Below are 20,606 nucleotides of genomic sequence, written 5' to 3' on the forward strand. Positions count from 1 at the left end.
GTTTTTTCGGAGAGTTCTCGATGCGATTCACCCCCTGGGCCACCCGGCTGGTCCTGACGCTGAGCCTGTCGGCCACTGCATTCCTGACCGCCTGCGGCGGCGGCGGCGATGACGGCGACAGCAACACGCAGGTGCGCCTGCTCAACGCCACGCGGTCTTACAACTCGCTCGACCTCGAAGTCGACACGAAGAAGATCAACAGCGCGGTCGCCTACGCCAGCGTGGGTGAATACGGCGGCGTGAACACCGGCGCCACAGCCAGCAGGGTCACGACCAACCCCGTCGGCACCAGCATCTCGGCGACCACGCCCACGCTGACCGGCGGCACGAACTACACCTACATCACCTACGGCTTTGCCGGTGCCATCCGCACCACGCTGCTGCAGGAATCGGAAGCAGCACCCCCGGCCAACAAGGCCAAGCTGCTGGTGCTGAACCTTGCGCTCGATGCTGGCCCGATGGATGTGTACGTCACGGGCGCGACCGATCCGCTCGAGTCGGCCACCCCGCACACCACCAATCTGCAAGGCGGCTCCGGCAGCGGCTACGGTGAAATCAACTCGGGCACCTTCCGCGTGCGCGTGACGGGCTACAACAAGCGCAGCGACCTGCGCCTGGACATCCCGGCCATCACGCTGGATTCCGCCAGCGTCAACACGCTGATCCTGACCGCCACCGACGGTGGCGTTCTGGTCAACGGCATCACCTTGGTCCAGAAGGGCGCCGCCAAGAACTTTGCCAACACGCAAAGCCGTGTGCGTACCGTGGCGGCACTCAGCGGCGGCGGTGCCGTCACCTCGTCGCTCAACGGCCAGACGATGTTCAACAGCGCCATCAGCCCGCTGATCAGCGAATACGTCACCACGGCTTCGGGCGCGAGCACGCTCAATGTCGCAGTCAATGGCGTGAACCGGACGTTCGCGGCGCCGACGCTCGGCGTCGGCAAGGACTCGACGTTGCTGGTCTGGGGTGACCCGGCCAATCCGCAGCTGACCGTGCTGGACGACGACAACCGCCTGCCCACCGTGTCGGGTGAAGTCAAGATCCGCCTCGTCAACGCCCTGCCCACGTCGGGCGCCGGCTTGAACGTGGCGTTCGGCTCGATCGCCTCCAACATCGCAGCCGGCAGTGCTTCGACGTTCAGCACCACGTCGTCCTCGGCGACTGGCGTGCAGGTGGACCTGACCGTACCGGCCGGTACCATCTACACGAACAGCGCGCTGGTCTTCCCGGCCAACAGCGTGTGGACCTTCTTCGCGGTGCCGACCACGTCGGGCGTCACGACGAACGCGCCGATCGCCGGCCTCACCGCCCTGCCCAAGCGCGAACGCCCGTAAGCTTCACGCCCCTCAGCAAGGCCCCCGTGCCCTCCGGCCCGGGGGCCTTGTCCTTTCTGGCGGCAAGATCGCCCCTGTGTCCCAGCCCACCCGCTTCCACCTGCAGCGCCTGCGTCAGCTCTGGCGCAGCGCCGGCTGGCCCTGTCAGGACCTCGTCGAGGTCGAGATGCTGGCGGCCGGTTGGATCGAGCGCATGCAGGAAGCCGACGGCCGCGAGCGCCTGCGAGTGACCGATGCCGGCGTCGCCCTCATCGCCGCCTCGCTGAGCCGCAACCGCGCCGCGAGGGATGCGCACGAAGGGCTGGTCGAGCGCGTCGCCACCGAGATGCAGCGCGCCGGCCGCATCGCGTGGCGCGGCCTGGTGTTGCGCGCCGGGCTGCCGCAGGAGGACGGCAAGACGCTCTGGGTCAACGCCATGCCGGATGTCTACTCCATCCGCCACAGCACCGTCGAGGACTACCTCGAACCCGCCGTCCACGAGATCAAGGTCAGCCGCGCCGACCTCCTCGGCGAACTGCGCCGGCCGACCAAGTCCGCCGCCTACCGCGCGCTGTGCGGCCAGTGCTGGTTCGTCATCAAGGCGGGTATCGCCGAGCCCGACGAAATTCCCGCGGAGTACGGTGTGTTGATCGGCCACCCCACCCATCTGGAACTCGCACGGCCCGCGCCCAAGCGCGCCTGCAAACCGGACTTCGCCACCTGGATGGCGTTGGCCCGCGCAACGCCGCTGCCCCCCCCCGACGACGATCCACAATGGCCGCTCTGAACGGAGCCCGCCATGGCCACAGCCAGCAAGACCGTGCCGACCGACGCTGATGTCGAGGCTTTCTTCGCCGCCCAGCCCGAAGCCCGCGCGGCCGACTGCCGGGCGCTGGCCGCGCTGATGCAGCGCGTCAGCGGCCACCCGCCGCGCATGTGGGGAAAAATGGTCGGCTTCGGCGACCACCACTATGTCTACGAGAGCGGCCGCGAAGGCGACATCTTCGAGATCGGCTTCGCTAGCGGCGCAGGCGGCAAGGGCGACATCAGCCTCTACCTGACGTGCGACGCCGGCGCCCACGCCGCCTTGCTCACCAGGCTCGGCAAGCACCGCGCCGGCAAAGGCTGCATCTACATCAAGCGCATGGCCGACGTGGATGCGGGCGTGCTGGCCGAACTGTGCGAAGCCGCGCTGCAAGAAGTGCGGCGATGAAAGAAGCGCTGGTCGCAACAACCTGCCCGCGCTGCGGCGGCGGCTTCAACTGCGGCGTGAACGCGGGCCATTGCGTCTGCTTCAGCATCCGCCTGAGCGACGCGCAGCGCGCCGAGATCGCCGCCCAGTGGCCCGGGCGCTGCCTCTGCATGACCTGCCTGAGGGAGCTGGGCGCCGCCCCCGTACTGACGCCGCCGTCGAGCGGTGTGAGGGCATGATGGTCGCCTGATGCCTGTCACGACCACCCTCGACCGCCTCGCGCCGCCCCTCTTCATCTTCATCTGGGCAACCGGCTACATCGTCGCCAAGCTGGCGGCACCCTATGCCGACCCGTTGACCTTCCTGAGCTGGCGCTATGCCGGCGTGGTCGTGCTGATGCTGGGCCTGGCGCTGGCCGCGCGTGCGGCCTGGCCGTCGCGGCGCGACATGCTCCACCTGGCGGTGGCCGGCATCGGCATTCAGGCGCTCTATCTGAGCGGTGTCTGGGTCGCCATCCGCCAGGGCTTGCCGGCCGGCACGGCGGCGCTCATCGTCAACCTGCAGCCGGTGCTCGTGGCCGCGCTGGCGCCGCTGATCGGTGAACGCGTCACGCCGCGCCAGTGGCTGGGTGTGGCGCTCGGGCTGGCCGGTGTGGTGCTCGTCATCTGGCACAAGCTCAACCTCGGCAGCAGCTTCGGCGCGCCGCTCTTGCTCTGCGTAATGGCCCTGCTCGCCATCACCGGCGGCACGCTCTACCAGAAGCGCTTCGTGCCGCAGTTCGATCTGCGCACGGGCCAGGTGGTGCAGTTCGTGGCTTCGCTCGCCGTCACGCTGCCGCTGGCGTGGTGGCTGGAGCCGATGCGCATCGAGTGGAACGCGCCGGTGCTGGTTGCCATGGCCTGGAGCATCCTGGTGCTGACGGCCGGCGGCATCAGCCTGATGTTCTACATGCTGCGCCACGGCCGCGTGACCGCCGTGTCAAGCACCATGTATCTGGTGCCCTCTGTCACCTCGGTGATGGCGTGGTTGCTGTTCGGCGAGACACTGGGCGCACAAGCCATCGCCGGCATGGTGGTGACGCTGCTCGGCGTCTACCTTGTCGTCGGGCAGAGAAAGCCGGAGACGACGCCATGACCCCCCGAGCCCACCACCAGTTCTGGCCGGCCCGCGTGCCGCATGCCATCGAGCCCCCGGCCACGGCCCTGCCCGACAACCTGCTGGTCAGCGCACGCCGGTTCCCACACCGGCCGGCCCTGGTCTACCTGGGCCACACGACAACCTATGCCGAGCTGGCCGTGCAAGTCGAGCGCCTGGCCGCCTGGCTGGCCGAGCGCGGCGTGGGCAAGGGCGACCGCGTGCTGGTCGGTCTGCAGAACTGCCCGCAGCTGGTCGTCGCGCATTACGCCATCCTCAGCGCCAACGCCGTCGTCGTGCCCGTCAACCCGATGAACAAGGCGGCCGAGCTCAAGCACCTCATCGAGGACAGCGGGGCCGTGCTGGCCATCACCAGCGCCGACCTCAGTGCCGAGTGGCTGGCTGGCGGCATGGCGGCCGCTGACCTCCTGATCACACGGCTTGCCGAGGTGCTGCCCGGCGGCCGGACCGATGGCGCCGGGCTGCCGGCAGGCTGGGCCGACTGGCTCAGCGCCGACATCGCCTTGCCCGCCGGCGCCACGGCCTGGGCCGACGCGCTGGCCTGCATCGCTGCGCCGCCGGTCACGACCGTCGGCGCCGACGACCTCGCGCTGCTGCCCTACACCAGCGGCACCACCGGTCACCCCAAGGGCTGCATGCACCGCCACCGCAGCCTGCAGCACAACGTCTTTGCCGGCGGGCTGTGGGGCAGCGGCAGCCATGAGGACGTGGTGCTCGGCGTGGTGCCGATGTTCCACATCACCGGCATGGTCGTCGTCATGCATGGCACGCTCGCCGGCGGCGCGGCCCTGGTGCTGATGCCGCGCTGGCAGCGCGAGTACGCCGCCCGCCTCATCAAGGACCACCGCGTCACACGCTGGACCAACATCCCCACGATGGTCATCGACCTGCTCGCCAGCCCGCAGGTCGACAGCTTCGACCTGAGCAGCATGGTCTACATCGGCGGCGGCGGCGCCGCCATGCCGCAGGCCGTGGCCGAGCGCCTGTGGCAACGCTGGGGCCTGCGCTACATGGAGGGCTATGGCCTGACCGAAACGGCCGCGCCCAGCCACACCAATCCCTATGACGCACCCAAGCAGCAATGCCTGGGTGTGCCGTATCTGAGCTGCGATGCCCGCGTCGTCGACCCCGACACGCTGCGCGAACTTCCGGTGGGCGAGAGCGGCGAGATCATCGTCCACGGCCCCATGGTGTTCGACGGTTACTGGCGTCGCCCCGATGCGACCGAGGCGGCGTTCTGTCAGTTCGAGGGCCGGCGGTTCTTCCGCACCGGCGACATCGGCTATGTGGACGCGGACGGCTACTTCTTCATGACCGACCGCCTAAAGCGCATGATCAATGCGAGCGGCTTCAAGGTCTGGCCCAGCGAGGTCGAGAACCTCATGCACGCCCACCCGGGCATCGCCGAGGCCTGCGTCATCGCGGCCCCCGACACCTACCGCGGCGAGACCGTCAAGGCGGTGGTCGTCCGGCGCGCAGGGCATGAGGCGCTGACCGAAGCGCAGTTGCGCGACTGGTGCCGCGCCAACATGGCGGCCTACAAGGTGCCGGCGCGCATCGAGTTCGTCGATAACCTGCCCAAGAGTGGCACGGGCAAGGTGATGTGGCGGGCGCTGCAGGAGCGCGAGCGCGGCTGAATCAGCGCGCCGGTGCGGGCGCCGGCCGGGTGGACCAATGGGGCTGCCTGGCCAATTCCGCCGCAGTGGCCTCGTCGGCGGTGACTGCAAACTCGTTGCTGCTGCGCTCCACGAAATAGGCCGAGCGGTAGCGCCGCAGCAGCCCGCCAAGCGCTCTGCGGGCTTCGCCCGGCAGGCCGTTGAAGGTCAGGGTCAGCGTGGTCATGGGCGTTCTTCCTTCGAAAGTCTGATGGGTTGATGCCATCGGCCTTCATTGAACGCCCGCGCGCCCCTGGCGTTGACGGCGCGCTTGCTACGTTGTGTGAACGGCAGCACGCAAGCCCCTTTTTCACACGCTCACGCCGCAGTCTCCATTTGCTGCGCCAGCGCTTCTGCCAAGCGCTGGTGCGCCGCGCCGTCCCACACAACGGGCAGCTGGTTCTTCGCCTGCAGGTAGTGATGTGTGAAGACGCCCAGATAGGCCTGAAGCGCATCGCGCGCGGCCTCGTCGCCGGCAAGGCCCAGGCACCATGCGGCCACCTCACTGGTGCAGAAATGCTCGTCGCAGCGAGACCGACGCAGCTTGTACTGCGAGGCTTCGGTGGGCGCCAGGCTGAGCACCGGCATGTGGTTCAGGTAGGAGCTGCGGCTGAACATCTTGCGCGCCTCGGACCAGGTGCCGTCCAGCAGGATGAACAGCGGCCGCCTGAGCGCACCGTCCTGGCCGGCCGCGCTCGGCCGGATGGACTGCACCACGCGTTCAGCCGCGGCGTACTCGCCCGGGAACACGACGTAGCAGTCCCAGGCGGGGTCGCTCAACAGTGCGATGAGCGCGGGATCGACCTCGGTCCGCGACCAGCGGAAAGCGAAGGTGTCGGCGACCAGGTCCGCGATCAGCCAACCGGTGTTGGTCGGCTTCAGCGGCTCGATGTCGGCCATCAGCAGGCACACCGCCGCACGCGTGTTCACTGACGGCCGCAAGGCGCACATGCAATGCGTGGCGACCAGCCGGCAGCCCTCGCAGCGCTCGCGCTTGAAGCCACCGCGAGCGGTGAAGGGCTTGGTGGCGTTGGCCAGGCGCGCTGCGCGCAGGAGAGACACCGCATGGGACATGCGCCGATTGTCGGAGCAGCCGCATGCGGGCCTGGCCCCAGACTGCTCTCAGTGGCTGGGCGCGGCCGACGCCGCCGTGAAATCGCTGCGGCCCGACGGCCTGAGCAGCAGATACAGCAAGGGCCCGAACGAGCCGGCCGCCACCGTGATCAGCGCATAGGGCCAGAGCTTGCGCCCGGTGCGACGGGCGTCGCGCGCCATGTAGCCCAGCGCCAGGAGGGACATGATGATGAAGTCCAGCAGCAGCTGCCAGCTGCCCACGTTGGCCATCGCGGCCTGCCAGATGCCGAAGTAGCCGATCTGCCACATCGCATACAGCGAGAAGGCGCCGAAGGCTGCGAAGACGAGGAAGAGGAGGGGGCGCATGGTGATCTCCGGTGGTGGTTGCGATTGGGTGGCGCCATCGTCGGCAGCGGCCCGCAGCGCCGCAATGACCTCGGAGGTCATCGCCGGCTTGACCGGCGGCGCCTATGGTCGCGGTCATGAAACACGTCGTTGCCGCCACCCTGTTGCTCGTCGCACTGCTGCATGCGCTGCCTCTCGCCGGCGTGCTGGGCGCGGCGCGCTTGTCCAGCCTCTACGGTATCGACGTAGCCGAGCCCAATCTCGCGCTGCTGCTGCGCCATCGCGCGGTGCTCTTCGGCCTGCTGGCCGCCTTGCTTGCCACGGCAGCGCTGCGGCCGGCGCTGCATGGCGCGGGCTTGATGGCAGGCCTGGCGAGCGTGGGTGCCTTCCTGCTGCTGGCGCTGCTGGAGGGCCCGCTCAATGCCGCAGTGCTCACCGTCGTGCGCCTGGACATCGCGGCGCTGATACTGCTACTCGCCGCCGGCATCGTTCATCTCGTGCAACCCGCCGCTCCATGACCGCCACCTTCGCCGCCCTGCGCAAATCGCGCCGCGTCAGCCAGCTCGAACTGTCGCTGCGTACTGGCGTTTCGCAACGCCACCTCAGCTGCATCGAGACCGGCCGCTCGCGCGCCGGCCGCGAGACCCTGATCGCGCTGCTCGACGCCCTCGGCGCCACGCTGGAGGAGCGCAACCAGGCCCTGCTGGCTGCGGGCTTTGCGCCGGCACACGCCGAGCGCGCGCTCGACGCGCCGGAGATGGCGCCGGTGCGCGCCGCGCTGGAGCAGCTGATCCACGCCAGCGGCGCGGCACCGGCCCTAGTGCTGGACGGCGACTACAACGTCGTCATGGCCAACGCCGGGCTGGCCCGCGTCATCGAGCTGCTGGGCTTGCCCGCCGAAGCGATGTTGAGCCAGCCGCTGAACCTGCTGCGGGCCATGTTCGGCCCGGGCGGCCTGCGATCCCTGTGCGAGGACGAGTCCTGGCTGTGCAACGAGATGTGGGCGCGCGCCACGCGCGAGGCCGAGCACCTGCCGCGCCTGCGCGCCTTGCTGGACGAGCTGCGGCCCACGCTGCAGCCGTGGACGGCGGCCGAGGCCAGCAGCCACCTGCCCGTGCTGGCCTTCCGGCTGCGCGCGGCAGACGGGCGCATCCTGAGCTTCTTCTCCACCATCACCAGCTTCGGCACGCCGCTGGACATCACGCTGGCGTCGCTGAAGGTCGAGCACCTCTTCCCGACGGACGAGGTGACGCGGCAGGCGTTGGCGGAGGCGGATTACGGCTGAAGCGGCGGTTCCTCGTCGTCGGACGCACGCGCCATGTCCGCGCTCAATTCACCGGTTCCCAGATGACGTCGCTGCCGATCCTGCAGCTTGCCGAGCGCTGATTCAAGCGCGCTCGTCAGCTTGTCCGCCGCCCCCTCGATCGCGAGGTGCATGCTGTCGGCCTGATGCTTGACGGCGATGTTCTTCAGACCCGCCACACGCGCCTCCAGCATGCAGCGCATGTCGTCGGCGCCCGATTTCTCGCCGCTGTTGACGTCACCCAGATGTGCCTCGACGTGCGTGACCTGACTCGCGTATCGGTCTACCGCGTCGCGGATCACGCCCTCGACATGCTCGATCAGCTTCTCGCGGCCCTCGACATGGTTGTCGGTCTCGACTTGTACCTGCATGGCAATCCTTCCGACGCGCGGACATCGCGCGCATGCGGATGCTGGGCAAGCGGCGTGCCGGCCCGGCACCGGTAGCGCCGCCGCCCGAGAATGGGCGCCATGCGACTGCTGCTGATCGAGGACGACGACATCCTGGGCGAGGCCCTGCGCGACTTCCTGCGCGCCGACGGCCACGGCGTCGACTGGTGCCGGCGCCTGGCCGATGCCCAGGTCTTGCGCGGCGAGAGTTACGACGCGCTGCTGGTGGACTGGCAGCTCCCCGACGGCTCCGGGCTGGACTGGCTGCAGCAGCGCCGCCAGCGCGGCGACCGCACGCCGGCACTGATGCTCACCGCCCGCGACCTGCTCAGCGACCGCATCAAGGGGTTGGATCAGGGCGCCGATGACTACCTGGTCAAGCCGTTCGCGCCGGAGGAGCTGGTCGCCCGGCTGCGCGCCGTGGTGCGCCGCAGCGCCGGCAGCGCGGCTTCGCGTTGCCGCTTTGGCGAGGTGGAGGTGGACATCGCGGCGCGCGCCGCCTGGTCCCGCGGGGCGGCGGCCGAACTCACCGCGCGCGAATGGTCGGTGCTGGAGGCGCTGGTGCTGCGCGCCGGGCGCATCGTGCTGAAGGCCGAACTGGAGCAGCTGGTGCTGGGCTTCGACGCCGAGGTGGCCAGCAATGCGCTGGAAGTCCACGTCTCGGCGCTACGCCGCAAGCTGGGACGCGAGTTGATCGAGACCGTCCGCGGCCTCGGCTACCGCATCCCCGCATGACGCGGCGCCCGCCGTCCAGTCTGCCCCTTGCGCTTCCCTAGGGCGAGACCCGCACCACCCGGCCGTTCAGCGGCTGCACCGGGCGGGCATTGGCGGCATAAAGGGCGCGGAACTGGCGGATCGAGGCCGCCGATACCGTGACCGATTGCTTCAGCACCAGCCAGTGGACATGCTCGGAGCAGGGCGGCGTGGTCAGTGAGCCGTCGAAGTCGTAGTAGCCGCGGTCGGCGGGCAGCAGCCCGGCGAGGTCGAGTGCCAGGCCGTCGACCGTGAGCGTTTCGCCGGCGTGCGCCGGCATGTGCGCCAGTACGGACTCGAAGCCGGGGTTGGCCCGGCCCGGCTGGATCAGCGCGGCCACCACCGCCAGGTGGCCTTCAGCATCGCGGTGGACGAAGTGCGCCACCATCGCGGCGGATTTGCCCTGGATGCGCTCTTCGCTGGGCGTGTGGAAGTGGAACTGCAGCAGTTCGTAGCGGTGGCCGTCGAGCGTCAGGGCGTTGCCGGCGGGCAGGTTGACCTGCACCGTGTGGCCGTTGTTGATGATGGCGGGCGGCACGCTGCCATAAGAGAACTCCAGCGGCGGCAGCGGCGTGACCACGGCGTTGCGGATGTCGATGGGCGACTGCTGCGCGCCCTTGGCGCAGGTTTCAAAGCCGCTGTCCAGCGCGGCCCAGTGGGTCGGGCCGTGGGCGCCGCGGTATTCCCAGTGCGGGCCGGCGGCAAAGGCGGCATGCGGGGCCAGGGCCGCAAGCAGGGCAGAGCAGGCGGCGGCAAGACGAAACTTCATGAGATCCCGTTCAGGGTGATTGCGACGGAGCCATTCAATGGCCTCAATCTGAAGCCACGCTGAAGGGCCCACCCTCAGCGCGGGAACACCGGAGGCGCACGCGGCGCTATCGTTGCGGCCCGCCCGAACCTGCTTGCCATGCCCCGCTATGTCGCCCTGCTCCGCGGAGTGAGCCCGATGAACTGCCAGATGCCGGTGCTCAAACACTGCCTGGAGGACGCCGGCTTCACCGACGTGAAAACGCTGCTCAGCAGCGGCAACGTTGCCTTCTCCACGCCCCGCGCGGCGTCGGTGTCCGCCCTGCAAAAGCGCGTCGAGAAGGCCATGCAACGCGGCGCGGGCTACGGCTTCTTGACCATCGTGCGCCCGACCACCCACCTGCAGCAGCTGCTGGCAGCCGACCCGTTCGCCGGCTTCAAGCTGCGCGCCGGCGCCAAGCGCGTCGTCACCTTTTTGCGCGAGCCGCTGGCAGCCAGTCCCGTCGAGCTGCCGCTGACGCATGGCGAGGCCTGCATCCTGGGACTGGACGGTGGCGAGGTGTTCTGCAGCTATGTGCCCGAGGCCAAGGGACCCGTCTTCATGCACCTGCTGGAGAAGACCTTCGGCAAGACCATCACGACGCGCACCTGGGAGACCGTCACCAAATGCGCGGCGGCCTGAGTGCGGCCTAAGGCCTGCGCGCGCTAACGCGACAACTCGACGTGCTGTGTTGCGATTCCAGGTCGTAAGCGGCCTGTCCTCCTACATGACTTCGCCGGGCGCGGCCTAAGGTTGCAGTCGTGGCGGCGCAATGGGTGCGTCGCCCGGAACCTGAACGAAGGAAGTGCCATGCCTAACCAACGTCAATCCAAGGACAAGCTGCAACCCCAAAGTGACGACAACCTCCAGCAGGGCGGTCACGACCGTGACGACAGCCCCGGCCAGCAGCAGCAGTCCGGCTCGGGCAGCAAGGGCGGGCAGCAGGGCGGCGGTTCCGCCAGCCGCGAGAACGTCGATCGCCAGCAAGGCGGCAAGGGCCAGCAGGGTTCCAAGAACCGCTGAGGCGCGCTGCACGTCATGCCGTCAAACCGACGGCATGACGTTCACGCCTGATCGAACAGGTGGCCGAGGTCGTGGTGGCCCATCGACTCGGCCTTGGTGCGCAGGTATTTCTCGTTGTTCGGCCCCGGCTCGGTCAGCGACGCCTCGCGCTCGGCGATCTCGATGCCGAACTCGGCCAGCGCCGCCATCTTCAGCGGGTTGTTGGTCAGCAGCTTGATGCGGTGCACCCCCAGCGCCCGCAGCATGCAGGCTGCCGCGTCGTAGCGGCGCGAGTCGATGGGCAGGCCGAGCTGGGCGTTGGCCTGGATGGTGTCGGCGCCGGCATCCTGCTCGGCATAGGCGCGCAGCTTCTGCACCAGGCCGATGCCGCGTCCCTCGTGGCCGCGCATGTAGACGATGGCGCCGCGGCCCACGGCGGCGATGCGCTTCATGGCGCCTTCGAGCTGCGGCCGGCAGTCGCAGCGCAGCGAACCGAAGACCTCGCCGGTCATGCATTCGGAATGCACGCGCACCAGCGGCGGGTCGTCGCCCGTCAGGTCGCCCAGGCTCAGCACGACATGTTCCTGCCCGCTGTCGCCTTCACGGAAGCCGTGGATGGCGAAGTCGCCATAGGGCGTTGGCAGGCGGGTTGAAACGATGCGTTCTATCTTCATGGCAGGAGGCGTCAAGGGGGCATTCTCGCTGCCGGGCCGAAAGCCCGTGTCGCCCAAGTTAGGCTTTTGCCCTTAGCCGGTTTTCAGGAGATCCCCCATGGCCCACACCCTGCAGTTCCAGCGTCCCGATGGCGCCACCGTGTCCGGCTACCTCGCCGAGGCGGCCAAGCCGCTCGGCGCCGTCGTCGTCATCCAGGAGTGGTGGGGCCTGAACGACCAGATCCGCGGCGTGGCCGAGCGCTTCGCGCAGGCCGGCTTCACGGCGCTGGTGCCGGACCTGTACCGCGGCAAGAGCACGGTCGAGGCCGAGGAAGCCAGCCACCTGATGGGCGAGCTGAACTTCGGCGACGCCGCCTCGCAGGATGTGCGCGGCGCGGTGCAGCACCTCAAGGGATTGAAGATCGGCAGCGGCAAGGTCGGCGTGACCGGCTACTGCATGGGCGGCGCGTTGACGGTACTGGCCGCCACCGCGGTACCCGAGGCCGACGCCGCCGTTGTCTGGTACGGCATGCCGCCGCTGCAATATGTGGACGCCGGCAAGATCAAGCTGCCGCTGCAGGCCCACTGGGCCACGCAGGACGAGTCGTTCCCGATTGCCGGCGTGGACGACCTGGAGGCCAGGTTGACCGAGGCCGGCGTGCGCTACGAAGGCCACCGCTACCTGGCCCACCACGCCTTTGCCAATGAGACAGCCCAGGGCCCGGGGCGCATTGCCAAGACGCAGTACGACGCCGCCTGGGCGCAGCAGGCCTGGGACCGGAGCATGCGCTTCTTCGGCCGCCATCTGGCCTGAGCGCGTGGCCACGGCGCTGCAGAAGCTGCTGCCCGAACTGCGCGCCTGCACGCACTGCGAGCCGGCGCTGCCGCTGGGCGCCCGGCCCATCTTCCAGCTCGACGGCCGCGCCCCCATCCTCATCGCCAGCCAGGCGCCGGGCCGCGTCACGCATGCCAAGGGACGGCCCTTCGACGACATCAGCGGCGACCGCCTGCGCGCCTGGCTGGGCGTGTCGTGCGAGACCTTCTACGACCCGCGCTGCTTTGCCATCCTGCCGATGGGCCTGTGCTTCCCGGGCACGCGCGCCGGGGGCGACCTGCCGCCGCGCCCCGAATGCGCCGTGCGCTGGCGCCCGCGGCTGCTGGGCGCCCTGCCCCGGGTCCGGCTGACCCTGGCCATTGGCCAGCATGCGCTGGGCTGGCACCTGGCCAGCAAGGCGTCGGTCGATGAGCTGGTGTCGGCGTGGCGCGTCGGGCTGGCCAGGGGCCTGCTGCCCCTGCCTCACCCCAGCCCGCGCAACCAGCGCTGGTTGCGGCAGCGGCCCTGGTTCGAGGCCGAGGTGCTGCCGGCCTTGCGCGAGGCGGTGGCCGATATCCTCAGGCCGACAGCTCGCCCATTGCCTTGATGGCGGCGCTGCGCTGCACCTGCAGCCGCGGCTCGTTCATCCAGGTGTCGGTGTCGGGCCCCAGCTCGTCGGGCCGCAGGCCATCGGCGCGCAGCGCGCCCACGTAACCGTCGCGGCCCTGGGCCTTGGCCGCGTAGAGGGCGGCGTCTGCCAGGCTCAACGTGGCGTCCCAGTCCCAGGCACGGGGCGCCTCGGGGTCGAGCGGAAAGACCGCGAAGCCGATGGACACCGTGACGGGCAGCGCGCGCCCGTCGGGCAGCGTGAAGGGCTGCTCGCCCACGGTGGCGCAAAAGCGCGCCGCCAGCTCGGCCGCGCCGCTGCGCGCGCCGCCGCGGGCCAGCGCCAGGAACTCCTCGCCGCCCCAGCGCACCAGCACATCGCTCTCGCGGAAGACCAGGCGCAGCCGGCGCGCAAACTCCACCAGCACCTGGTCGCCCGCGGCATGGCCGTGGCGGTCGTTGATGCGCTTGAAGTGGTCCAGGTCCATCAGCATGACGAGCAGGTCAGCCTCCTCGTCGGGGTGGCGGCCAGGGCTGCGGTGGCGTGGCTCGGTGTAGTGGCGCAGGCTGAGCTGCAGGTCGGACTTGACGCGCGAGTCCAGGTAGCGACGGTTGCGCAGGCCTGTCAGTGGGTCGGTCGTGCTGGCCTCACGCAGCTCCGTGGTGCGCTGGTCCACCAAGGCCTGCAGCGCGGCCTCGCGGCGCCGCAGCTGCGCCGTGCGCCGCGCCACGCCCCAGCGCAGCAGTGCCCAGGCCAGCCCCGCCAGCGCCAGCAGCGCGCCGGCCTCGGCCCAGCGGGTCTGCCACCAGGCCGGCAGCAGCTCGATGTCCAGCCCCAGCGGCCGGTCACTCCACAGGCCGTGGTGGTTGGTGGCGCGCACCTCCAGCCGGTAGCGGCCCGGCGGCAGGCCGCCATATGACGCAAAGCGGGCACTGGCGTCGGTGGGCGTCCATTCATGGTCCCAGCCGTCCAGGCGCACCGAGTAGCGCAGCTTGGCCGGGTCGGTGTAGTCCAGCGCGGCAAACTCGACGGCGAAGCTGCGCGTGCCCGCCGGCAGCTTCAGGCCCTGCGCCAGGTCCTGCTCGGGCTGGTAGGGCTGGCCATTGCGGCGCAGGCTGCTGACGACCACCGGAGGCGCATAGCGCGAGGGCATGAAGGCCAGCGGCTCCACGACCAGCAGGCCGCGGCTGCCGCTGAATAGCAGCCGGCCGTCGGGCAGGGCGGCGTCGGCGAAGAAGCGCGGCGTGCCCATCGGCGGGCCCTCGGCGCCGCTGAGTTCGTCGAGGCGGTCGTTGGCCGGGTCGTAGACCGACTGCTGGCTCCAGACGCGGCCCCTGGCATCCTCGTGCAGGTTCACGCCGAAGGGCCGACCCGGCGCGCCCAGGCGCTCGCTGATGCGCTCGAAGCGCGCGCGACCCTCGGCGTCAAAGGCCTTCAACCGGTGCAGGCCACTGACGGCCGTGTCCACGTACAGGCTGCCGTCTCGCGCATGCAGCAGTCCCAGCACGGCGGGAAAGCCGAGGGCCTCGCCGGGCGCATGTTTGACCTCGGCCAGGCGCTGCCCATCCCAGCGGAACAGCCCCGCCAGCGCGCCCACCCACAGCCGGCCATGGCGCGAACCCGCGGGCTCCACGCACAGCGCGTGCACGCCGCCGCGCAGTGGCTCGCCGTCGGCGCCGCGCACTCGTTCCACCCGCCGGGCCTGCCCCGCCTGCGCGGGCGTCAGGCGGTAGAGGCCGTCCTGCATGCCGACCCAGACCTCATCGCTGGGCAGCACCAGCACGCGGTGCGCGCGCCCGCCCTCCAGCGCCCAGCTGGCCAGCAGGCGGGCGCTGCCCGGCTCGCGGCGCTCCAGGCGGCCGTTGGCCACCAGCCAGACGCTGCCGTCCGGCCCCTCGGCCAGGCTGTCCACCGGCGTGTCGGCCTCGCGCGGCCAGCGGCCGACGGTGTGCAGCTGCGCATCCAGCAGCGCCACCGGGCCGCTGTGCGTGGCCACCATCAGCAGGCCGTCGCGGCGGGCCAGCAGCCCGCGCAGGTCGCTGCTGGCCAGCGGGCTGCCGGGGTCGGCGTCGGGGCCGCGCACAGCCAGAGCCGGGTGCAGGCGGTGTCTCTGAAGGCCCACGCCATAACCGCCCAACCACATGGCGCCGGTCTGGTCGCGCAGCAGCACGTTGACATCATTGCCGGCCAGGCCGCCCGGCAGGTGCGGGTTGTGGCGCAGCTGGCGCAGCAGCGCCCCGCTGTCGGCATGCAGCCAAGCGATGCCATCAGTCAGCCCGGCCCAGACCGTGCCGTCCGCACCCTGCGCCAGTGCCTGCACGCTGCCCTTGAAGCGCGCCGCCAGCCAGCGCGGCTGGCCGGCCTCGATGCGGCCGATGCGGCCGTCCACGCTGCCGAACCACAGCCGGCCCGTGCCGTCCTCCAGCAGGGCGCTGATGCCGATGGCGCCGCCGGGCAGGTCCAGCGGCGTCCAGCTGCCCGCCTTGCTACGTTGCGCCAGGCCGCGCCAATGGCCGGCCCACAAGGTGCCACCGGGACCCACCGCCAGCGCCAGGACGCGGCGCTCCGGCTGGCCGTCCACCAGCAGGGCTTCGCTGCCGAAGCGCCCGGCCTTGGTGTCGTAGCGCAGCAGGCCCTGGCCCAGCGTGCCCACCCAGACCTGGCCGCTACCGTCCTCGGCCAGCGCGCGGATCGGCGTGGTGCGGCCTTCGCCGCTGCCCAGCATGCGCACACGGTCGAAGGCCGGCTCGTATCGCGCCAAGCCGTTGACCTCGGTGCCTATCCACATGCCGCCGTCGGCGGCGGGTGCGAGCGAGCGCACCCAGCCAAGGTTGCGCTGCACGGGCGTCGCGCCCTCGCGTTCGATGGGCCGCAAGCGGTAGCCGTCGAAACGCGCCAGGCCGTCGCTCGTGCCGACCCAGATCAGGCCCTGCTTGTCCTGCGCCAGGCTGCCGACCACGTCGCGTGGGACGGGGATGGTGGCGAATTGGGGCTCCAGCGCGCTGGCTGCGGACTGTGCCGGCTGCGGCAAGGCCAGCCCGGGCAGCACGGTCAGCAGGCAGATCGCCAGCGTCAGAGAGCGGTGAAGCATGGGAGGCGCGGTCTTGAAAGCGCGCATTGTCCGAGCCAGGCGGCGCTTTTCGCGCCCGGTTTACCCGGCCTGTAAACAGTCAAGCCGCAGCAGAATGCCGCTGTAAGGGAACCAACTACAAGCGCTGCGCAAAGTCATCGGATTGATAGCCGCTGAAACGTCGAAGCCAGTTGCAAACCCGTGGATTTTTTGATCAACCCAGACATTCACGAAATTCGCCAGCAATGTCTCGACGCGACAAGATCGTTCAGATACTGCTCTTCCTCGCTTTCCTGCAGCTTGGCGGGGGGCTAGCGGTCTCGGCGACCAAAAGTTGGATCGCCGGTGATTGGCATGCGCTCGCAGCGACCAAAGTAGCGCTACTTGGATTGGGAATGCTGTTGATTGGTGCGGTCGGCATCCGCGGCGCTTTCTTATCCGAGGGGCTCCATAGGCCCTCCTTTCTTGCGCGGGCCTACTACCACTCGAGTTTTGGGCGCCACGCATCCAACTCGGCAGGTGTTTGCTTATGGAGTTGGATTGCAATTCGAGTATGTGAAGCGCTATCAGAGATGGGCTGGTTGCCTTGAGCTTCCGGCGACCTCAAAACGCCAACGCATTCGTCGCCTTCACCTCCTCCATCACCGCGTACGTCCGGGTCTCCCGCACCCCCGGCAGCGTCCAGATCACGCTGCCGATGAACTCGCGGTAGGCGCCCATGTCGCGCACCCGCGTCTTCAGCAGATAGTCGAAGCCGCCTGCCACCAGGTGGCATTCCAGGATCTCGGGCCGGGCCTGGACGGCGGCCTTGAAGTTGTCCATGACGTCCTGCACCGTGCGGTCCAGCAGCACCTCGATGAAGACGAGCATGGCCGCGCCCAGCTTGGCCGGGTTGAGCCGCGCCTCGTAGCCGAGGATGAAGCCGTCGCGCGTCAGGCGCTTGACGCGCTCCAGCACGGCGGTGGGCGACAGGTGCACCGTCTCGGCCAGCTTGAGGTTGGAAATGCGCCCATCGGCCTGCAGCACGCGCAAGATGCGGGCGTCGATCTTGTCGAGAGCGCTGGCGTCGTCGTTCATCTGGATTTTTCTCGGCGATTCTTGCGATCCTTCGAATTTAATCCAAGAACACCGTGGATACATTGCTGCATCTCACCAGGAGCCCGCCATGCCCACGCCTTTCGTCGCCCCGTCCGAACAGCCTCGCCTGCCTGACGCCTATGTGGCGGAGCACGGCGTCGTGCAGGCCCTGGCCGAGCGCGTCGGCGGCGCGCTGGGCTGGCCTGGCGTCATCGCCATGGCCGCACCCTGGGTGGAGCAGGTGCGCAAGAACCCGGCGCCGTTCTGGGCGATGGAGTCGCTGCTGCGCGAGTACCCGATCACCAGCGCCGAGGGCCTGGCCCTGATGCGCCTGGCCGAGGCGCTGCTGCGCGTGCCGGACGCGCCCACGGCCATCGCACTGACGGCCGACCAGCTCGGCCGCGCGGACTTTGACGGCGCCAGCGAGGGCAGCCCGCACAAGATGCTGGCCGCGCTGTCCGCCTCGGCCATTTCCATGTCCAAGCGCTTCCTGCCGGGTGCCGAGGACGACGGAGGGCTGTTCAAGCGCCTGGGCGCGCAGACGGTGGTGGCCGCCACCGTGCGCGCCATCCAGCTGCTGGGTCGGCAGTTCGTGCTGGGCCGCAACATCCGGGAGGCGATGGGCGAGGCGGACGACGCCCGCAAGCAGCAAAAGCAGCTTCGCTTCAGCTACGACATGCTGGGCGAAGGCGCCCGCACCGAGGACGACGCGCGCCGCTATCAGGCGGCCTATGTCGGTGCCATCAAAGCCATTGCGGCCGGCGCGCGGGCGGATTCCCCGGAGGCCTCCGACGGCATCTCCATCAAGCTCAGCGCCCTGTTCAGCCGCTACGAGGTGCTGCAGCGCGAGCGCGTCTTCGTCGAACTGCTGCCGCGCGTGTGGGAGCTGATCGAGCTGGCCGCCAACGCCAACATCAACCTGACCATCGACGCCGAGGAGGTCGATCGCCTGGAGCTGTCGCTGGACGTGCTGGACGCGCTGGCGGCGCGCATCGCGCTGATTTACCCGCAATGGCGTGGCTTCGGCCTGGCCGTGCAGGCCTATCAGACGCGGGCGCTCGCTGTCGTGGACGAGGTGGCGGCCATCGCGCGCAAGCATGGGCTGCGCTTCATGGTGCGGCTGGTCAAGGGCGCTTACTGGGACGGCGAGATCAAGCGCGCGCAGGAGCTGGGCCTGGCGGCCTATCCCGTGTTCACGCACAAGCAGCACACCGATGTGTCGTACCTGGCCTGCGCCCGCGCGCTGATCCAGCATGCCGACGTCATCTACCCCCAGTTCGCCAGCCACAACGCGGGCACCATCGCGCCATCGTGCAGATGGCGCGCGCGACCGGCGCGCCGTTCGAGATGCAGCGCCTGCACGGCATGGGCGAGGGCGTTTACCGCGAGGTGCTGAAAGACGAGACGATCCCCTGCCGCGTCTACGCGCCGGTCGGCGAGCACCGCGACCTGCTGGCCTACCTCGTGCGCCGCCTGCTGGAGAACGGCGCCAACTCCTCCTTCGTCCACCAGCTCGCTGACCCGAGCGTGCAGGTGCCTGAACTGCTGGGCTCACCGCTGGCCGAAGTACGCAGTCACAGCGCGTTGCCACTGCCGCCAGCGCTCTACCTGGACGAACAAGGCCGCGGCCGCGCCAACTCCACCGGCGCCGACCTGACCGCGCCGGATCAACGCCTGCCCCTGCAGACGGCGCTGGAGGCTTGCGGCGTGCATGTCGTGCCCGAGGCCTCGGCCGGGGAGGTGGACCGCGCCATGCAGCGCCTGCGCGTCGGCTTCACCGCCTGGAACGGCACGGCCGTCGCCCAGCGTGCGGCCATCCTGCGCCGAGCCGCAGACGACCTCGACGCCCGCCTGGCCGAGTTCTGCGCGCTGCTCGTCAAGGAGGCCTTCAAGACCCAGGCCGACTGCGTGGCTGAGGTGCGCGAGGCCGTGGACTTCCTGCGTTACTACGCTGACCAAGCCGAAGCCGACGCCGACCTGATGCAAGGCCGCGGCGTGTTCGTCTGCATCAGCCCGTGGAACTTCCCACTCGCCATCTTTGCCGGCCAGGTCGTCGCCGCGCTGGTGGCCGGCAACACGGTCGCCGCCAAGCCCGCCGAGCAGACGCCATACGTCGCGCTGAAGTTCGTCGAGCTGCTGCATGCCGCCGGCGTGCCCGCCGATGCGCTGGCGCTGCTGCACGGCCCCGGCGAGACCGTCGGTGCGGGCTTGGTGGCGCACCCGCACACGGCCGGTGTCTGCTTCACCGGCTCCACGGCCGTCGCGCAGATCATCAACAAGGCGCTGGCTGCCAAGCCCGACTCGCCCATCCCACTGATCGCCGAAACGGGCGGCCTCAACGCGATGGTTGTCGACTCCACGGCGCTGCCCGAGCAGGTCATCGACGCCGTCGTGCAGAGCGCCTTCCGCTCAGCGGGCCAGCGCTGCTCGGCGCTGCGCCTGCTGAGCGTGCAGTCCAGCATCGCCGACGGCGTCATCGAGATGCTCAAGGGCGCACTGCAGCAACTGCATGTCGGCCAGCCGGCCCACCTCGCCACCGATGTCGGCCCCGTCATCGACGACGAGGCCCATGCCGGCATCAGCAAGCATGTCGAGCGCCTCAAGCGCGACGCCAAACTGATTGGCGAAGCCCCCGTCGCCGATGCCATGCCGCGCCAGATCCGCCCGGTCGCGTTCGAACTGCCGCGCATCGCCCACCTTGGCGAAGAGATTTTCGGCCCGGTGCTGCATGTCGTGCGCTTCGACGGCTCGGTCGACGACGTCATCGACGAGATCAACGCGCTGGGCTATGGCCTGACGCTGGGCATCCAGACCCGCATCGACAGCCGCGCCCAGCGCCTGGCCGACGCGGCACGCATCGGCAACGTTTACGTTAACCGCAACATCATCGGCGCCGTGGTGGGCGTGCAGCCCTTTGGTGGCGAAGGCCTGTCGGGCACCGGTCCCAAGGCCGGCGGCCCGGATTACCTGCGCCGCTTCTGCGCCGAGCCCCACCTTGACGCACCCGCCCCGCTGCTGGCGCTGGACGGTCCCGCCGACGCCCTCGCCGTCGCGACCGACGTGAGCTGGCGCGACACGCCGCTGGCCGAGCGCATCGCCACGCTGCGCCGCGCCGCCGACACGCTCGACGCGCCGACGGCGCTGGCCTTGCGCGGCCTGTTCACGGCGGCGCAGTCGCTGTTCGCCGACGTGGTGCTGCCCGGCCCCACCGGCGAGAGCAACACGCTGCGCCACCACGCCCGCGGCGTCTTCGCCGTGCTCGGACGTGGTGAGGCGGCCCTGGCCGCCGCGGTCAGCGCACTGCTGGCCGGCAACAGCGCCATCTGGCTGGGCGGCGACGAACGCGCCCGCCAGGCGCTGCTGCGCGCCGGCCTGCCGGTCAATGCGCTGACGCTGCTGCCCGACTCCACCCTG

Annotated in this window: 21 protein-coding genes and 1 pseudogene; 14 read left to right on the top strand and 8 right to left on the bottom strand. The window is 69.9% G+C overall.

Annotated elements, in window-relative coordinates; genetic code table 11:
- Window positions 1–20 precede the first annotated feature (20 nt).
- The 6 genes from ASC81_RS13820 to ASC81_RS13845 all read left to right on the top strand — a co-directional run bounded on the left by ASC81_RS13820 (window position 21) and on the right by ASC81_RS13845 (window position 5,300).
- Window positions 21–1,337 carry a DUF4397 domain-containing protein gene (locus tag ASC81_RS13820; protein WP_056268072.1) on the top strand — a complete coding sequence of 439 codons (1,317 nt, stop codon included), beginning with the start codon at window positions 21–23 and terminating at the stop codon, window positions 1,335–1,337.
- A gap of 76 nt (window positions 1,338–1,413) precedes the next feature.
- Window positions 1,414–2,103, top strand: a complete 690-nt coding sequence (locus ASC81_RS13825; RefSeq protein ID WP_235533659.1) for a hypothetical protein — start codon at window positions 1,414–1,416, stop codon at window positions 2,101–2,103.
- A 12-nt stretch (window positions 2,104–2,115) separates the two neighbouring features.
- Window positions 2,116–2,529 (top strand): DUF1801 domain-containing protein, encoded by a 414-nt coding sequence (locus ASC81_RS13830; RefSeq protein ID WP_056268078.1) that lies wholly within the window; start codon window positions 2,116–2,118, stop codon window positions 2,527–2,529.
- Entirely contained in the window at window positions 2,526–2,747 is a 222-nt protein-coding gene (locus ASC81_RS13835; RefSeq protein WP_056268081.1) for a cysteine-rich CWC family protein, read from the top strand. Before ASC81_RS13830 ends, ASC81_RS13835 begins: the two co-directional genes overlap by 4 nt.
- A gap of 10 nt (window positions 2,748–2,757) precedes the next feature.
- A complete protein-coding gene (locus ASC81_RS13840; RefSeq protein WP_056268083.1) occupies window positions 2,758–3,642 on the top strand; it encodes a DMT family transporter in 885 nt (294 codons plus the stop codon).
- Entirely contained in the window at window positions 3,639–5,300 is a 1,662-nt protein-coding gene (locus ASC81_RS13845; protein WP_056268087.1) for a long-chain-fatty-acid--CoA ligase, read from the top strand. The genes ASC81_RS13840 and ASC81_RS13845 overlap by 4 nt, the downstream gene beginning before the upstream one ends.
- A gap of 1 nt (window position 5,301) precedes the next feature.
- Here the strand turns inward: ASC81_RS13845 and ASC81_RS13850 are convergent, their stop codons facing one another.
- From ASC81_RS13850 to ASC81_RS13860, 3 genes are all read right to left on the bottom strand, one after another.
- A complete protein-coding gene (locus tag ASC81_RS13850; RefSeq protein WP_056268089.1) occupies window positions 5,302–5,505 on the bottom strand; it encodes a hypothetical protein in 204 nt (67 codons plus the stop codon).
- A gap of 131 nt (window positions 5,506–5,636) precedes the next feature.
- A complete protein-coding gene (locus ASC81_RS13855) occupies window positions 5,637–6,392 on the bottom strand; it encodes a tRNA-uridine aminocarboxypropyltransferase (RefSeq protein WP_056268094.1) in 756 nt (251 codons plus the stop codon).
- A 48-nt stretch (window positions 6,393–6,440) separates the two neighbouring features.
- Window positions 6,441–6,758 carry a DUF2834 domain-containing protein gene (locus tag ASC81_RS13860; protein WP_056269022.1) on the bottom strand — a complete coding sequence of 106 codons (318 nt, stop codon included), beginning with the start codon at window positions 6,756–6,758 and terminating at the stop codon, window positions 6,441–6,443.
- A gap of 116 nt (window positions 6,759–6,874) precedes the next feature.
- Here ASC81_RS13860 and ASC81_RS13865 point away from each other — a divergent pair, with 116 nt between their 5' ends.
- On the top strand, window positions 6,875–7,255 hold the full coding sequence (locus tag ASC81_RS13865) for a hypothetical protein (RefSeq protein WP_056269024.1): 381 nt from the start codon (window positions 6,875–6,877) through the stop codon (window positions 7,253–7,255).
- On the top strand, window positions 7,252–8,022 hold the full coding sequence (locus tag ASC81_RS13870; protein ID WP_056268096.1) for a helix-turn-helix domain-containing protein: 771 nt from the start codon (window positions 7,252–7,254) through the stop codon (window positions 8,020–8,022). The genes ASC81_RS13865 and ASC81_RS13870 overlap by 4 nt, the downstream gene beginning before the upstream one ends.
- Here the strand turns inward: ASC81_RS13870 and ASC81_RS13875 are convergent.
- Entirely contained in the window at window positions 8,013–8,411 is a 399-nt protein-coding gene (locus tag ASC81_RS13875; protein WP_056268100.1) for an HPF/RaiA family ribosome-associated protein, read from the bottom strand. The two genes, ASC81_RS13870 and ASC81_RS13875, sit on opposite strands and share 10 nt — an antisense overlap.
- A 99-nt stretch (window positions 8,412–8,510) precedes the next feature.
- Here ASC81_RS13875 and ASC81_RS13880 point away from each other — a divergent pair, with 99 nt between their 5' ends.
- Window positions 8,511–9,164, top strand: coding sequence for a response regulator transcription factor (locus tag ASC81_RS13880; protein ID WP_056268102.1), 654 nt, complete (start codon window positions 8,511–8,513; stop codon window positions 9,162–9,164).
- A gap of 37 nt (window positions 9,165–9,201) precedes the next feature.
- On the opposite strand, the gene ASC81_RS13885 is transcribed toward ASC81_RS13880, so the two are convergent.
- Window positions 9,202–9,951, bottom strand: coding sequence for a carbonic anhydrase (locus tag ASC81_RS13885; protein WP_056268104.1), 750 nt, complete (start codon window positions 9,949–9,951; stop codon window positions 9,202–9,204).
- Between the two features lie 138 nt (window positions 9,952–10,089).
- Here ASC81_RS13885 and ASC81_RS13890 point away from each other — a divergent pair, with 138 nt between their 5' ends.
- Together ASC81_RS13890 and ASC81_RS13895 are read left to right on the top strand one after the other, a co-directional pair.
- The gene (locus ASC81_RS13890; protein WP_056268107.1) at window positions 10,090–10,611 is read left to right on the top strand and encodes a DUF1697 domain-containing protein; all 522 of its coding nucleotides are present in this window, start codon (window positions 10,090–10,092) and stop codon (window positions 10,609–10,611) included.
- Window positions 10,612–10,779: 168 nt separating this feature from the next.
- Window positions 10,780–10,992, top strand: a complete 213-nt coding sequence (locus ASC81_RS13895; RefSeq protein ID WP_056268110.1) for a hypothetical protein — start codon at window positions 10,780–10,782, stop codon at window positions 10,990–10,992.
- A gap of 41 nt (window positions 10,993–11,033) precedes the next feature.
- Here ASC81_RS13895 and ribA read toward each other — a convergent pair whose 3' ends face one another.
- Complete coding sequence (gene ribA, locus ASC81_RS13900; protein WP_056268114.1) at window positions 11,034–11,645, bottom strand: GTP cyclohydrolase II; 612 nt, start codon at window positions 11,643–11,645, stop codon at window positions 11,034–11,036.
- 97 nt (window positions 11,646–11,742) lie between these two features.
- On the opposite strand from ribA, the gene ASC81_RS13905 reads away from it, so the two are divergent.
- Window positions 11,743–12,438, top strand: coding sequence for a dienelactone hydrolase family protein (locus ASC81_RS13905; protein ID WP_056268116.1), 696 nt, complete (start codon window positions 11,743–11,745; stop codon window positions 12,436–12,438).
- On the top strand, window positions 12,329–13,045 hold the full coding sequence (locus ASC81_RS13910; RefSeq protein WP_082536514.1) for a uracil-DNA glycosylase family protein: 717 nt from the start codon (window positions 12,329–12,331) through the stop codon (window positions 13,043–13,045). The genes ASC81_RS13905 and ASC81_RS13910 overlap by 110 nt, the downstream gene beginning before the upstream one ends.
- Here ASC81_RS13910 and ASC81_RS13915 read toward each other — a convergent pair.
- On the bottom strand, window positions 13,017–16,136 hold the full coding sequence (locus ASC81_RS13915; RefSeq protein WP_056268123.1) for a ligand-binding sensor domain-containing diguanylate cyclase: 3,120 nt from the start codon (window positions 16,134–16,136) through the stop codon (window positions 13,017–13,019). The genes ASC81_RS13910 and ASC81_RS13915 overlap by 29 nt on opposite strands.
- A 582-nt stretch (window positions 16,137–16,718) precedes the next feature.
- Window positions 16,719–17,192 (bottom strand): Lrp/AsnC ligand binding domain-containing protein, encoded by a 474-nt coding sequence (locus tag ASC81_RS13920; RefSeq protein WP_056268126.1) that lies wholly within the window; start codon window positions 17,190–17,192, stop codon window positions 16,719–16,721.
- 88 nt (window positions 17,193–17,280) lie between these two features.
- Here ASC81_RS13920 and ASC81_RS13925 point away from each other — a divergent pair.
- Window positions 17,281–20,180 (top strand): annotated as a pseudogene (locus tag ASC81_RS13925) (L-glutamate gamma-semialdehyde dehydrogenase); the annotation flags it as partial.
- Between the last annotated feature and the right edge of the window lie 426 nt (window positions 20,181–20,606).

Source organism: Pelomonas sp. Root405 (assembly GCF_001425165.1).
Taxonomy (GTDB): domain Bacteria; phylum Pseudomonadota; class Gammaproteobacteria; order Burkholderiales; family Burkholderiaceae_C; genus Pelomonas.